The organism is Lysobacter firmicutimachus, from assembly GCF_037027445.1.
GTDB classification, from domain to species: domain Bacteria; phylum Pseudomonadota; class Gammaproteobacteria; order Xanthomonadales; family Xanthomonadaceae; genus Lysobacter; species Lysobacter firmicutimachus.
Genome location: NZ_JBANDL010000002.1, coordinates 3,913,428 through 3,926,579 on the forward strand (window position 1 = coordinate 3,913,428; position 13,152 = coordinate 3,926,579).

Consider the following 13,152-nt stretch of genomic DNA (forward strand, 5'->3'; position numbering starts at 1 on the left):
GCCGCCTCCGGCTCAGCCGAGCACGCCGTCCTGCGGCTGGCCGTCGCGCACGAACGGGAACTTGACCACCCGCACCGGCACTTCCTTGCCGCGGATGTCGACCCGCAGGTTGCCGGCTGCGCCGAGCGGGATCTCGCCGGCCGGCACGCGGGCGAAGGCGATCGACTTGTTCAGGGTCGGCGAGAAGGTGCCGGAGAGGATCTCGCCCTCGCCGTGCGGGGTCAGCACCTTCTGACCGTGACGCAGCACACCCTTCTCGTCCATCACCAGGCCGATCATCTGCCGCGCCGCGCCGCTGGCCTTGAGCTGCTCCAGCGGCGCGCGGCCGATGAAGTCGCGGCCTTCGTCCAGGACCACGGTCCAGGCCAGCGCGGCTTCGTACGGAGACACCGCGTCGTCCATGTCCTGGCCGTACAGATTCATGCCGGCTTCCAGCCGCAGGGTATCGCGCGCGCCCAGGCCGGCCGGCTTCACGCCGGCGGCGAGCAGCGCATCCCACAGCGCCACCGCGCGGTCTTCCGGCACCACCACTTCGAAGCCATCCTCGCCGGTATAGCCGGTGCGGGCGACGAACAGCTCGATGCCGTCGGCAGTGCGGGCGTTGCCGGCGACGAACTTGCCGAGCTTGCCGATCCGCGCGCGGTCTTCCTCGCGCAGCAGGCCGATCACCTTGTCGCGCGCATTCGGCCCCTGCACCGCGATCATCGCCAGCTCGGGCCGCTCGCTCGCTTCCACGCCGAAGGCCTTGGCCTGTTCGCCGATCCACGCCAGATCCTTCTCGCGGGTGGCCGCATTGACCACCAGGCGGAAATAGCTTTCGTCGAGGAAGTACACGATCAGGTCGTCGATCACCCCGCCCTGCGGATTGAGCATGCAGGTGTACAGGGCCTTGCCCGACTTCTGCAGCTTGTCGACCGAGTTGGCCACCAACCGGCGCAGGAACTCGCGCACGCGCTCGCCGCGCAAGTCGACCACGGTCATGTGGCTGACGTCGAACATGCCGGCATCGCGGCGCACCTGATGGTGTTCCTCGATCTGCGATCCGTAGTTGATCGGCATGTCCCAGCCGCCGAAATCCACCATCTTGGCGCCGAGTGCGCGGTGGGCGTCGTTGAGGATGGTCATCTGGCTCATGGGGCGCGGCCTGCTGGGTCGGGGGGATGGAGCCGCCGATTATCCCAGAAGCGCGCGTCTTGCGCGTTCCCCGCGATTGAGTACGCAGGCGCATGGAACCTGCGATGCGGCGCCGTCCGTCGTGCCGCGCGGCTCACTCGCCGTCGAGGCCCTCGTTGTAGCACTGCACCTGGCGCGGATCGAGATCGACGAAACGGCCGCTGACGCGGTCCAGGCGCACCGCCCAACGCACCGCGGCGAAGGTCTCGCGCGCCTGCGCGTCCTCGACGGCGGTATCGACGATGGCGATCACGCCGGCGTCGGCGGCGCCATCGACGGTGCAGGTCGAAATCGACACCCGCTCGCCGCGCAACAGCTTCGGGTAGGGCACCACGTCGGTGATCTTCCAGCGCGCCTCGTTGCCGTTGTGGCCGGCCAGTTCGGCGGCGTAGAGGCGCACCGAGCGGTCGTCGGCGTCGTCGATGGTGCCGATGCTGCGTGCGCAGATCTGCTCGGCGTTGCTGCCGGAGCCGACGCAACCGCCGGTGTTGGAACGGAAGCCCTCCGGGAACGGCGGCACCACCCGGCCGATCCAGCCCGCCCAGCCGGTCGGGTGGGTCGGCTCGACGCCGCGCGCCGGCGACGGCTTTTGCGGGTCGTGCGGCGCGGCGCCGACGGCGCCGGCCGCCAGACTCAGCAGCGCGGCGACCGCGATGGCGCGCACTGCGTTCATTCGCGGTCCGCCGCCTCGACCTGCAGGGTCATGCCGTCGGTGCCGATTACCCGCACCGGCGTGCCGGCAGCGAGGTCGGGGCCGCTGACGTCCCAGAATGCATCGGCGATCTGCACCCGGCCCACGCCCTGCACGATCGCCCGCTCCAGCGGCACCACCCGCCCGACCAACTGTTCGGCGCGGCGGTTCAACAGCGGCTGGTCGCTGGCGCGCTCGCGGCCGCGGAACCAGGTCCGGTAGACCTGGATCGAGACGAAACTGAGCACCACGAACGCGGCCACCTGGGCCAGCACGGTCAATCCCGGAAACAGCAGCACCAGGCCGAACACCGCGGCCGCGGCGAGGCCGAGCCAGAGCATGAACGCACCGGGCGCCAGCGCTTCGGCCGCGAACAGCAGCAGCGCGATCGCGGCCCAGGCGATGGTCTGCCAACTCCAGGCCATCTCAGCCTCCCGAACGCGGCGGCACGCCGGGGCCGCGCGTCTGCGCCTGCCGGTCCAGCGCGTCCTTGGCCAATTCGGCGATGCCGGCCAGCGAGCCGATCACCCCGGCCGACTCCATCGGCATCATCACGAACTTCTGATTCGGCGCCTCGGCCAGCGACTTGAAGGCCTCGATGTATTTCTGCGCGACGAAATAATTGATCGCCTGCACGTTGCCGCGCGAGATCGCGTCCGAGACCAGCTGGGTCGCCTTGGCCTCGGCCTCGGCCAAGCGCTCGCGCGCCTCGGCCTCGCGGTAGGCGGCCTCGCGCTTGCCCTCGGCGGCCAGGATCGCGGCCTGCTTGTCGCCCTCGGCGCGCAGGATCTCGGATTGGCGGTGGCCTTCGGCTTCGAGGATGTTGGCGCGCTTCTCGCGCTCGGCCTTCATCTGCCGCGCCATCGAATCGACCAGGTCGCGCGGCGGCTGGATGTCCTTGAGCTCGATGCGGTTGACCTTCAGCCCCCAGGGGTGGGTCGCCGCGTCGACCGCGTTGAGCACCTTGGTGTTGATCTCGTCGCGCTTGGACAGCGACTCGTCCAGGTCCATCGAACCGATCGCGGTGCGGATGTTGGTCATCACCAGGTTGAGGATCGCGATCTCCAGCTGGGCGACCTCGTAGGCCGCCTTGGCCGCGTCCTGGACCTGGAAGAACACGATGCCGTCGACCTTGACCACCGCGTTGTCCTTGGTGATCACGTCCTGGCTCGGCACTTCCAGAACCTGCTCCATCATGTTGATCTTGCGGCCGACGCCGTAGATCACCGGGACCAGGAAGTGCAGCCCGGGGTCCATGGTGTGGGTGTAGCGGCCGAAGCGTTCGACCGTCCATTGGTAGCCCTGCGGGACCATGCGCACGGTCTTGAACAGCAGCACCACCCCGGCGAACACCAGCACCATGGCCAGCAGCGTCGTACCCATGGATCCCCTCCTCCCTAGTCCGATGCGCTCAGTATAGGCCCGACGACCGGCTGCGACCCTTCACGCCCCTGCCGCATCCTTGTCCTGGAATGCCGCCCGAATCCCAGCCCACGCCGCTGTCCCCGCCCGAGCCGACGCGCCCGCTGTCGAGCTTCGCGATCGACGTCCCGGAGACGTTGCTGGCCCGTGCCCGCGCCGGCGAAGGCTCCGCCTTCGAGCAGATCTACCGCTGGTTCGAACGGCCGGTGTTCACCCTAGCGATGCGGATCGCCGGCGACCGCGAGGAGGCCACCGAAGTGCTGCAGGAGACGATGCTCAAAGTGCTCACGCGGATCGGCGACTTCCGCGGCCACCGCGACGGCAGCGGCACGCCGTTCTGGGGCTGGCTGCGCCAGATCGCGGTCAACGAGGCGCTGATGCGGCTGCGCAGCCAACGCCGCCACGAGCACTCGGTCGAAGCCGAGGACGAACACCTCGCCGACGACCGCAGTCCGCCGCCGCCCGCGGCGGCCGACGCCGCCGCCCTCGGCCGCGCGCTGGCGCAACTGCCGCCGGCGACCCGCAGCGTGCTGTGGCTGTACCACGCCGAGGGCTATACCCACGAGGAGATCGCGGCGCTGATGGAGCGCACGCCGAGCTTCTCCAAATCGCAACTGGCGCGCGGCGGACGCCGCCTGCGCCAGTTGCTGGAACCGGACATGCAACGCAACGCCCTGGAGCAGGCCCATGCCTGACCATTCCCTTTCTCCGCCGCAGGACTGGTCCGACGCCTTCGCGCGGCTCGGTCCGGAAGCCCCACCGACCGACGGCTGGGCGCGCCTCTCGGCACAGTTGCAGGCGCACGCCGCCGTCTCCGAACCGATCGCTGCGGCGCCGGCGCTGCGACGCCGCGCCGGCCCGGCCCGCCGCTGGGCCTGGGCCGCCGCCGTGGCCGCGGCGTTGCCCTTGGCGGCGCTGTGGTGGATTCAAGGCGAACGCCACGCGCCGACGGCGCCTATCGTCGCGCCGGTCGCCGCGACCGCAGCGCCCACGGCGGGAACGCCCGCGGCCACGCAGTCGACGCCCCCTGCGGCCGGCACGGCGCACGACGCCGGACGCATCGCGACGGCCGAAGCGGCGGCCGCGGACCGGCCCAGCGCCCCCGCCATCGCGGCCGCACCCGCGGCCACCGCGAGAGCCGCACTGTCGGCCGATCGGCAACCGCGCCCGCCGCAGCGCGTCGCGAGCGCGCCGGCGCGCGAGCGCCGCCCGGCCGTGCGCTCCGCGGCCGCCGCCGTCGCGCCGACCGTCGTCGCCAAGGGCCCGGACACGGCCGCCGATGTCGCCAGCGTCGCGGCCGCCGATACCCCCGCCGCCGCACTGGCGCGCCTGCAAGGCGAATCGGCGCAACTCGAATCCCTGGTCGCCCTCGCCCGCGACGATCGCGTCGGCAGCGGCGCGGCGACGGTGATGAGCGCCGAACTCGACCGCGGCATCGCCGCGATCGACGAGGCCCTGTCCGGCACCGGCCTGGCCGAAGCCGAACGCGTGGCGCTGTGGCAACGACGCGTCGATGCCTTGCGCGCCCTGGCCGGCGTCGAGGGCTCGCAGCGCTGGTACGCCGCTCGCGGCGAGCGCTACGAAGACGCGTTGGTCCGGGTCGATTGAGCCCGCCCCGCATGCGCCGCCGGACCGCTCCAGATCGCCCGCTGCCGACCGCCCGCTCCAGACCTTCCATTCCAGATCTTCCGCTCCAGATCGATCGCTCCTCCTTCGACCGCCGTCCGCCCATCCAGCCCCACCGACCATCCAGCATCACCGCGGAGACCGCCATGCAACGCCCGATCCTGATCCCCCTGTTGCTCGCCGCCGCCGTCGCCGGCGCGTTGGCCAGCGTCGCCGCGGCCAGCTCCGCGGCCGAGCCGGCCGCCGCACCGCAAACGCAGCGCAAGACCATCGTCATTGCCCACCCGGACGGCCACCCGGCGCCGATCGCGCAACGGATCAAGCGGCCGTTGCTGGGGGTGATCATCGACGCCGACGACGCGGCCGGCGTGCGCGTGCTCGCGGTCACCCCCGACGGCGCAGCGGCCAAGGCCGGCCTGCGCAGCGGCGATCGCCTGCTGGCGATCGACGGCAGCGCGATCGACGGCGCCGACGAGGACGCGCGCCTGGCCAAGGCCCGCACCCTGCTCGGCAAGCTGCAGACCGAGCGCCCCGCCCAGCTGCGCTATCACCGCGACGGCCGCGACGCCACGCTCGCGGTCGTCCCGCAACTCGGCAACCGGATGGTGGTGCTCGACCGCATCGACGGCGCCGAACCCGGCCTGCGCCGGGAAGTGCGCATCCACCGCATCGGCGACGGCGAGGCCTTCGAATTCGACGGCGCCGACTTCGATTTCGACGCCGCGATCGCACCGGCCGTCGCCGCCGCGGTCGCGCCGCAGGTGCGCAGCGAAGTGATCCGGGTGAGCCGCAAAGACCTGTGCAAGGGCGGCGACTGCAAGTGGCCGGCGATCAGCGAGGCGCTGCGCTGGAACGGCCTCAACCTCGCCTCGGTCGACGCCAAGCTCGGCCGCTACTTCGGCGCTCAGCACGGCGTGCTGGTGCTCAGCACCGGGCCGGAACTGGCCGGCCTGGAAGCCGGCGACGTGATCCAGAGCATCGACGGCCGTCGGGTCGACACCCCGCGGCAGGCGATGGAAGCGCTGCGCGGCAAAGCCGAAGGCAGCCAGGTCGCGGTCGACTATCTGCGCGACCGCCGCAACGCCCAGGCCAAGCTCAAGGTACCGAAGGCGATCAGCTGGACGCCGCCGCGTCCGCCCGCACCGCCCTCGCCGCCCGCACCGCCGTCCGCTCCGGACCTGCCGCCTCCGCCGGCACCGCCCGCGCCGCCATCCGCGTCCGACCTGCCGACGCCGCCCACACCGCCCACACCGCCGCCGAAGCGCAGCGCTCTGGCACGGCCGCCGGCCGTGGCCTTCGCGCCACCGGCGCCGCCGACCTGGACCGGCAACGCGCAGGTCGCGGTGTATTGAAGCGCGCCGTTCGCGGCGCGCATACGATCGAGGCCCGAGCTCGCGCTGCGGCCTCGTGCATTGCGCCGTTCCCCGTTCGGCCGGCGCCGCGAACGCGTCCCTCGCCTCACTCGACTGGCGCGCGCTCGACCCATTTGGCGAACACCGCATCGATCCGGCCCTCGTCGACTGGCTTGCCCTGCTCGCGCTGTCCGGCCTGTTCGAACAGGGGAACGATCATCGCCATGCCGTCGACCTGGGTCTTCAGGCGCACGCCCGGCGCCTGGCCGAGGTAGCGTTCCCAACGCTCGCGCACCTGCGCCCAATAGCCCTTGGTCGCATCCCAGTATGCATAGGCCGGCTTGAAGTCGACTTCGCCGGTCTTCTGGTAATCGTTGAAGCCGAACTCGCGGGCCAGCTCCTGCTGGCTGCCGTCGGGCTTGCGCAGCACCTTGGTGTTGAACTGCTCGTGGGTCCAGCCGTTCGGCGTCAGGGTATGGCGGTTGACCGCGACGATGGCGTTGTAGTCGCTGCGCTTGGTGTATTCGCGCCGCGGCAATGGCCGCCAGCTCGGGTCGCCGGTCCAGGTCGCGGTGCCGTTGGCGTAGTCCCAGCGGCCGGTGCCGCAGTAGCGCGGCGCATCGCTGACTTCGTACACGCACTGGGTCCAGGCGCCGCGATTGAGCTCGACCGGAATCGCACGCACCTGCCACGTCTGGTCGGCGCTGAATTCGAAGCGCTGCGGGGCCTGGAACGTCCAGTCCTGGCGCCAGTGCTTGGTCACGTGTCCGCTCTTCTCGTCGACCAGGATGTGCTGCAGCACGATCTTGCCGGGGCGGTCCTCGACCACGATTACCGTCTCGTTGCCGCCGCTGCGCATCGCCGGCGCGCGCTCGTAGCCGGGCTTGAGCAGCACGGTTTCGTCGAAAGCGAAATCGACGATGTATTCGCCCTGCATCGCCAGGATCGAGGCGCGGTCGCGTTCGGGCGCGGTGGCGGCGACGGCGGCGAACGGGGTCATCAGGCAGATCGCCAGCAGGCTGGCGCGGTGGGACGGTCGGGTCATGGCGAAAACTCGTGGTTCGTCGGAAGAAGCGGAGGGGATCGGGAAGGAAGCAACGGCGATCGCGCGGTTCAGGCCGATGCCGCGGCCGGATCGCGCGCGGCGCGGCGCGAAGCCAGGCAACAACAAGCGTCCGCCTGCGCACGCAGGCGCGCGCCTTCGGCCGCGGCGATGCGCTGCGCGTGCGCCAGGCCCAACGCCGACGGCTCGGCGCGGTCGGCCAGCAGGATGCAGTGGCCGGCATCGTCGGCCAGCACCTGCAGGCGCAGGATCTGTGCCTGCCAACGACCGCGCAGCCGGCGCAACCAGCGCCGGCGCAGGCGCGCCCAGGCGCCGCTGCGGGCTTCGCCGCCGCGGCAGGCGGGCAAGGCCGCGATGGCGTCGTCCCAGGCCAGGAAATCGCTGTCGGGCAACAGGTACAGGCACCAGCAGGCGCGCCCGCCGTCGTCGCGGAACAGCAGGGCCTCGCAGCGGTCCTCGCCGTCGCGGCGCAGCAGGCGCTCGGCGCGCCGGGCATGCAGCCAGCCGTCGAGCGCGTCGCGATGCCGTGGCGGATACGCGCACAACACCGTCGCGACCGCGGCCAGGCGTTCCGGCGCCGGCAAGGCAGCGGAATCGGCGCCGGCCGAACGCAACGGCGCGCGCATGGCTTACCAGCTCACCGAGAGGCTGGCGCCGACATTGCGGCCGGGCGCGGTGTAGCGGTCGAGGACGGCGCTGGACGCGCTCAGGCCCGGCAGGTCGCCGGCCTCCCAGTACGTCTTGTCGGTCAGGTTGAACACGCCGACGTTGAAGCGCGCCCCCGGCGCGAAGTCCCAGCGCGCGAGCAGGTCGAGCGCGCCGTAGCCCGGCGCGGCGAAGCGGCCCGGCACCGGCAGATCGGTCTTGCGGCGGGCGAAACGCCCGGCCAGCTCGACGCCCCAGGCCTCGCGGTCATAGGCGACGCCCAGGCTCGCGGTCAGCGGCGCGATCGACTCCAGCGGCCGGTCCGCGGTCTTGTCCTCGCCCTTGCTGTACGCCGCCGCGCCGCGCAGCGACCAGCCGGCCAGCGCCTCGGACCAGGCGCCGAAGTCGATGCCGCCGCGCAGCTCGACGCCGCGGATCCGCGCCTTGGCCACGTTCTGCGATTGGAACACGATCAACGGCGTCTGCGGCGGCGCGCTGACCTGGCGGTTGGACTCGATGAAGTCCTGGTAGTCGTTGTAGTACGCCGACAGTTGGGCGTAGCCGACCGTATTGCTGAAGCGCAGGCCGACCTCGTAGCCGTCGCTGGTCTCCGGCTTGAGGTCCGGGTTCGGGATCGCGGTGTAGCCGAACTGCAGATTGGTGAAGCCCAGGTTGACGTCGCTGTAGGGCGGCGCGCGGAAGCCGCGCTGATAGCCGCCGTACAACGACCAATCCGCGGCGAAGTGCCAGACCGCGCCGAGCTTGGGCGAGACGCTGGTCTTGCTGAGGTCGCTGACTTGCACCCCAGGGTTGTCGCCGTTCCAGATCGCGTCCTTCTGCGGCCGCAGCTCGTAGCGGTCCACCCGCACCGCCGGGACCAGCCGGAACGCGCCGTCGGCGAAGCGGATTTCGTCTTGTACGAACACGCCGGCGTTGCGGGTCTTGCTGACCGGGAAATCGCGCACCGGAAACACATCGGGCAGGATCGCGTTGCTGACCGCGCCGGTGGTCAGATTGACCGCACGGCCGTCGCGCTTCTGGCGGAACTCGGTGGCTTCGTATTCGAAGCCGTAGGTCAGGGTATGCTCGACCGCGCCGGTGGCGAAGTCCTTGTGCGCGGTGGCTTCGGCGCCGTAGACGCGCTGGTCGAAGTCGAATTCGCGCAGGCGCAGCGTCGGGCTCACTTCGCGGCCGCCGACCACGCTGACCCGGTGTTCGCGGGTGCGTTGGTTGGTTTCGCTGTCCTGGCGGTAGACCTGCCAACGCAGCGAGTCGGTCAGCACACTGTCGAGCGCATCGATCTCGTGCGCGAACGCGAGCCGTACCCGAGTCTGGCGGTCGTCGCCGGTCTGCGAGAGCACCCGCACCGCCGGCGCGCCCGGCATCGACAAGGCGGTGCCGCGCGCGCTGTAGACGTCGGTATCGGTCTGGTCCTCGCTGCCTTCCACGGTCAGGCGGAAACGCTGGTCGTCGCTGGGCGCGTAGACCAGCTTGGTCAGCAGGCTGCGACCGTCGTTGCTCTGCGGGTTGGGCCGGGTGCGGCGCGCGTCCAGCGAGGCGCGCTCGCCCTGGTTGTGGGTTTCCTCGCCCTGATGGTGGTTGAGCACCACCAAACCGGACCAGCGCTCGCCGCCGAACGCCGCGGTGGCGCCGCCGAACAGGCTTTCGTTCTTGCCCTGGTAACCGAGCTTGAGGCCGAAATAGCTGCCGGCGCCGTCCTGCAGATAGTCCTGCGGGTCTTTGGTCACGAACGCGACCACGCCGCCGAGCGCATCGGAACCGTGCAGGGCGCTGCTCGGGCCGCGCACGATCTCGACGTCCTTGACCGTGTCGAGGTCGACGAAGTTGCGCCCGGCGCTGGAAAAACTGCCGATCGAGAAACCGTCGGAGACCGAGATGCCGTCGACCAGCACCCGCACCCGGTTGCCGCCGAGGCCGCGGATGCGGATGTCGCCGAGACCGAAGCGCTCGCGATTGGCGCCGACGTCGATCCCGGGCTCGTAGCGAAACAGGTCCTTGAGGTCGCGCACCAGTTCGCGGTCCATGCGCTCGCGGTCGATCGCGCCGACCGTCGCCGGCACGTCCTGCACGGCGCGTTCGGTGCGGGTCGCGCTGACCACCACGCGCTGCAGTTCGTTGACGTCGCCGGACGCATCGGGCGCGTCGGCGGCGTGGGCCAGCACCGGCAAGGCCAGGCTCAGGGCCAGGGCGAGCGCGCAGCGGGCGGGACGGGAGCGGGCGTGGGAGTTGGCGCAGACGAACGGGGTATGGACGCGGGACATGCTTCGGCTCGGACGATGGAGAGGGAGGGCCGAGGCGAGCTGGCATCCGCTGGGATCGGGCTGGCAGCCTTGGAGAGAGAAGGTGCTGGCGGGTCGGCGAAGCCGACGCAGCGCACCGCACCCGGGTCGGGTGCGGTGCGGGTGGCGCGGGCGATGGCGTTGCGCACCGACGACGCGGTCGCGCTGCGCCGTGCACGGCGCAAAGGACCGACGTGGGGAGAGAGCGTCGTCGGTGCGGACCGACCGAACCGGAAAAGCGGGACTCCGCCGCTCCGGGCTGGGGCGGTGCGCGCCGATCACGGGGTTGTTTGGAGCGAACCGGCCTGGGCGGAAACGGATGTCGCCTTCTCGCGCTTGGCCGGGCCGCGCCGAACGCCGGTTTACTTGGTCAGGATCAGCTTGTCGTTGCGGGTGTGGCGCAGGCGGTAGACCTCGCCGCCGTGGCGGATCAACACTTCGCGCGCGCCGCGCAGCAACGCGGTGCTTTCCACCAGAACGCCCTGGGCCGCGGCGACGACGGCCGAGGTCACGGACGCAGGAGCGACGGCGGCAACGGCCGGGGCCGGCGCGACGACGGACACGGAACGATCAGTACGGGGCTTCAGCTGCAGCACCGGGTTGCGCAGAGACATGGCGGTGACTCGCTCGGGGGGTGGGCTCGGATAAAAATGATAATGATTCTCATTTGAGCGTCAACACCCCGCGCCTCCGATCTGCGACTGAGGTCAAACCAGGCAAAGCCATCGCCTTACCGCGCCGACGCCCAGTCCCGTTCATGTATCCGCTCAGGCCACCGCGTTCTCGATCCGCAGCCAGTCCGCCTCGCCGATCCGCGCGGCCAGGTCCAGCGCCTGCAGGTTCTGCCGCAACTGGTCGCTGCGGCTGGCGCCGAGGATCACGCTGGATACATGCGGATTGCGCAGGCACCAGGCGATCGCCAGCGGCGCCGGCGGCTCGCCGAGCTCGCGCGCGATCGCCACGAAGGCCTCGACCCGCGCCAGCCGGCGCTGCTCCGAGCCGCCGACCACCAGCCGCTGCAGCCAGGCGGTATCGGCCAGGCCGAGCCGGCCCTGGCTGGAAAAACCTTCGCGGTACTTGCCGGTCAGCAGGCCCGAGGCCAGCGGCGACCAGGTGGTGGCGCCCAGGCCGAGTTCGGCGTACAGCGGCGCGTACTCCAACTCGACCCGTTCGCGGTGCAGCAGGTTGTATTGCGGTTGCTCCATGGTCGGCGGATGCAGGTGATGGGCGCGGGCGACCTTGTGCGCCTCGCGGATCGACGCCGCCGGCCACTCCGACGTGCCCCAGTACAGCACCTTGCCTTGCCGGATCAGGCCGTCCATCGCCCATACCGTTTCCTCGATCGGCACGTCCGGATCGGGGCGATGGCAGTAATACAGGTCCAGATGCTCGACCTGCAGCCGGCGCAGGGCATCGTGGCAGGCCTCGACCACGTGCTTGCGCGACAGGCCTCTCTGGGTCGGACGCGGATCGTCGACTGCGCCGAACATGACCTTGCTCGACACGCAGTAGCCGTCGCGCGGCAGGCGCAGTTGCGCCAGGGCCTGGCCCATGACCCGTTCGGCCTCGCCGTTGGCGTAGCCCTCGGCGTTGTCGAAGAAATTGATCCCGTGGTCCCAGGCAGTGGCGATCAGCTCGCGCGCGGCCTCGGCGCCGATTTGCCCGCCGAAGGTGACCCAGGCGCCGAACGACAGCGCCGACAATTGCAGCCCGGACGAACCCAGTCGACGATATTGCATGGCGGCGCTCCGCGGATCGGCGATTGCGGGCATGCTACGCCCACGGACGTAAAGGCGAAGGACAGCGCGTGGCGAAATCGAGTACCCGACTGCTGCCGGCGACGCTGATCGCGATCGCGGTCGCCTTGCTGGGCTGGCAACTGTGGCGCGCAAGGGCGCCGGAACCGTCGCGCCCGCCCGACCCCGCCCCTGCGGCGGACAAGGCGCCTGCCGCCGACGAGATTCCGGACACGGCGGACGCGCCCGCGCAGACCGAGCGCAAGATCGAACCCAGCCGCGGCCCGGCCTACCGCAACCCGCAGTTGGCCGACCTCAAGCAACGCGCCGACAGCGGCGACAGCCGCGCGGCCTGCGAACTCGGCGTCGACCTGCTGCGCTGCGTCGACCTGACCCCGGCCGAACAGGTGCTGGCCAACGCCGAGGCCAATTCGCGCACCCAGATGCCGGCCGAGCAACGCGCCTACCACGAGCGTACTGTCGGCCGTGCGCGGCAGTTGCTGGCCGAATGCCGCAACGCGCCCGAAGACGCCTGGCACCAGGGCAATCATTATCTGCGCCAAGCGGCGCTGGCCGGCGAACCCGAGGCGATGTACCGCTACGCGCGCGGCGATTCGGTGCTGGCCGATTACTCGCGCATGGCCACGCCGGAATTCGACCGTTGGCGCGCCGAGGCCGGCAACATGCTGCAGCTCTCGTTCGAGGCCGGCTATCTGCCTTCGGTGTTCGACCTGATGGTCGCCTACAGCGACAACTCCTCGCCGATCGCCGGGCTGATCCCGAACGACCCGACCAAGGCGCGGGCGATGCGGTTGCTGGTCGGCCGCCTGGCCGGCAAGAACGCCGATCCGCCCGAACCCCGCTACGCCGCGCTGGAACCGGCCGCCGCGGCACTGGCGGCGCAATGGCAGCGCGACTACTTCCCCGCCGTCAAACCGCCGCTGCAACGGCTGCCGCGGATCATGCCCGGCGGCTTCGCGACCCTGTTCGCAGAAGACAACGCCGGCCCGCCGTGTTCGCAGCCCTGAGCGCCGCGATCGCACAGGGGCAGGAGAACGACCCAGGTCGCGACCGCGAACGTCGGCTACGGCATCGCTAGTTGGCGGTCGCGGCGCCTCCGGTCCGGCTCACGCCGCTCCTACCA

The 13,152-nt window shown here is 71.0% G+C and carries 13 protein-coding genes; 4 read left to right on the forward strand and 9 right to left on the reverse strand.

Annotation, left to right across the window (positions count from 1 at the left end; all coding sequences use genetic code 11):
- Positions 1 to 12: 12 nt before the first annotated feature.
- From gcvT to V2J18_RS16955, 4 genes are all read right to left on the reverse strand, one after another.
- Complete coding sequence (gene gcvT / locus V2J18_RS16940) at positions 13 to 1,134, reverse strand: glycine cleavage system aminomethyltransferase GcvT (protein WP_336132406.1); 1,122 nt, start codon at positions 1,132 to 1,134, stop codon at positions 13 to 15.
- 133 nt (positions 1,135 to 1,267) lie between these two features.
- Positions 1,268 to 1,846, reverse strand: a complete 579-nt coding sequence (locus V2J18_RS16945; RefSeq protein WP_336132407.1) for a hypothetical protein — start codon at positions 1,844 to 1,846, stop codon at positions 1,268 to 1,270.
- A complete protein-coding gene (locus V2J18_RS16950) occupies positions 1,843 to 2,289 on the reverse strand; it encodes an NfeD family protein (RefSeq protein ID WP_064749781.1) in 447 nt (148 codons plus the stop codon). Before V2J18_RS16950 ends, V2J18_RS16945 begins: the two co-directional genes overlap by 4 nt.
- Position 2,290: 1 nt before the next feature.
- Positions 2,291 to 3,247 (reverse strand): SPFH domain-containing protein, encoded by a 957-nt coding sequence (locus V2J18_RS16955; protein ID WP_064749779.1) that lies wholly within the window; start codon positions 3,245 to 3,247, stop codon positions 2,291 to 2,293.
- A gap of 89 nt (positions 3,248 to 3,336) precedes the next feature.
- Between V2J18_RS16955 and V2J18_RS16960 the strand changes: the two genes are divergently transcribed.
- The 3 genes from V2J18_RS16960 (at position 3,337) to V2J18_RS16970 (ending at position 6,264) form a co-directional block, all read left to right on the forward strand.
- Complete coding sequence (locus V2J18_RS16960) at positions 3,337 to 3,981, forward strand: RNA polymerase sigma factor (RefSeq protein ID WP_064749777.1); 645 nt, start codon at positions 3,337 to 3,339, stop codon at positions 3,979 to 3,981.
- Positions 3,974 to 4,894 carry a hypothetical protein gene (locus tag V2J18_RS16965; protein ID WP_336132408.1) on the forward strand — a complete coding sequence of 307 codons (921 nt, stop codon included), beginning with the start codon at positions 3,974 to 3,976 and terminating at the stop codon, positions 4,892 to 4,894. The genes V2J18_RS16960 and V2J18_RS16965 overlap by 8 nt, the downstream gene beginning before the upstream one ends.
- Positions 4,895 to 5,058: 164 nt before the next feature.
- The gene (locus V2J18_RS16970) at positions 5,059 to 6,264 is read left to right on the forward strand and encodes a PDZ domain-containing protein (RefSeq protein WP_064747718.1); all 1,206 of its coding nucleotides are present in this window, start codon (positions 5,059 to 5,061) and stop codon (positions 6,262 to 6,264) included.
- Between the two features lie 106 nt (positions 6,265 to 6,370).
- Here V2J18_RS16970 and V2J18_RS16975 read toward each other — a convergent pair whose 3' ends face one another.
- From V2J18_RS16975 to V2J18_RS16995, 5 genes are all read right to left on the reverse strand, one after another.
- Positions 6,371 to 7,264 carry a DUF6607 family protein gene (locus tag V2J18_RS16975; protein ID WP_186442571.1) on the reverse strand — a complete coding sequence of 298 codons (894 nt, stop codon included), beginning with the start codon at positions 7,262 to 7,264 and terminating at the stop codon, positions 6,371 to 6,373.
- 113 nt (positions 7,265 to 7,377) lie between these two features.
- A complete protein-coding gene (locus tag V2J18_RS16980) occupies positions 7,378 to 7,953 on the reverse strand; it encodes a hypothetical protein (protein ID WP_064747720.1) in 576 nt (191 codons plus the stop codon).
- Between the two features lie 3 nt (positions 7,954 to 7,956).
- Positions 7,957 to 10,254, reverse strand: a complete 2,298-nt coding sequence (locus tag V2J18_RS16985; protein ID WP_425606047.1) for a TonB-dependent hemoglobin/transferrin/lactoferrin family receptor — start codon at positions 10,252 to 10,254, stop codon at positions 7,957 to 7,959.
- A 380-nt stretch (positions 10,255 to 10,634) separates the two neighbouring features.
- The gene (hemP, locus tag V2J18_RS16990) at positions 10,635 to 10,886 is read right to left on the reverse strand and encodes a hemin uptake protein HemP (protein ID WP_064747721.1); all 252 of its coding nucleotides are present in this window, start codon (positions 10,884 to 10,886) and stop codon (positions 10,635 to 10,637) included.
- 153 nt (positions 10,887 to 11,039) lie between these two features.
- A complete protein-coding gene (locus V2J18_RS16995) occupies positions 11,040 to 12,011 on the reverse strand; it encodes an aldo/keto reductase (protein ID WP_064747785.1) in 972 nt (323 codons plus the stop codon).
- A gap of 68 nt (positions 12,012 to 12,079) precedes the next feature.
- On the opposite strand from V2J18_RS16995, the gene V2J18_RS17000 reads away from it, so the two are divergent.
- Positions 12,080 to 13,036 carry a hypothetical protein gene (locus V2J18_RS17000; protein WP_064747722.1) on the forward strand — a complete coding sequence of 319 codons (957 nt, stop codon included), beginning with the start codon at positions 12,080 to 12,082 and terminating at the stop codon, positions 13,034 to 13,036.
- Positions 13,037 to 13,152 lie beyond the last annotated feature (116 nt).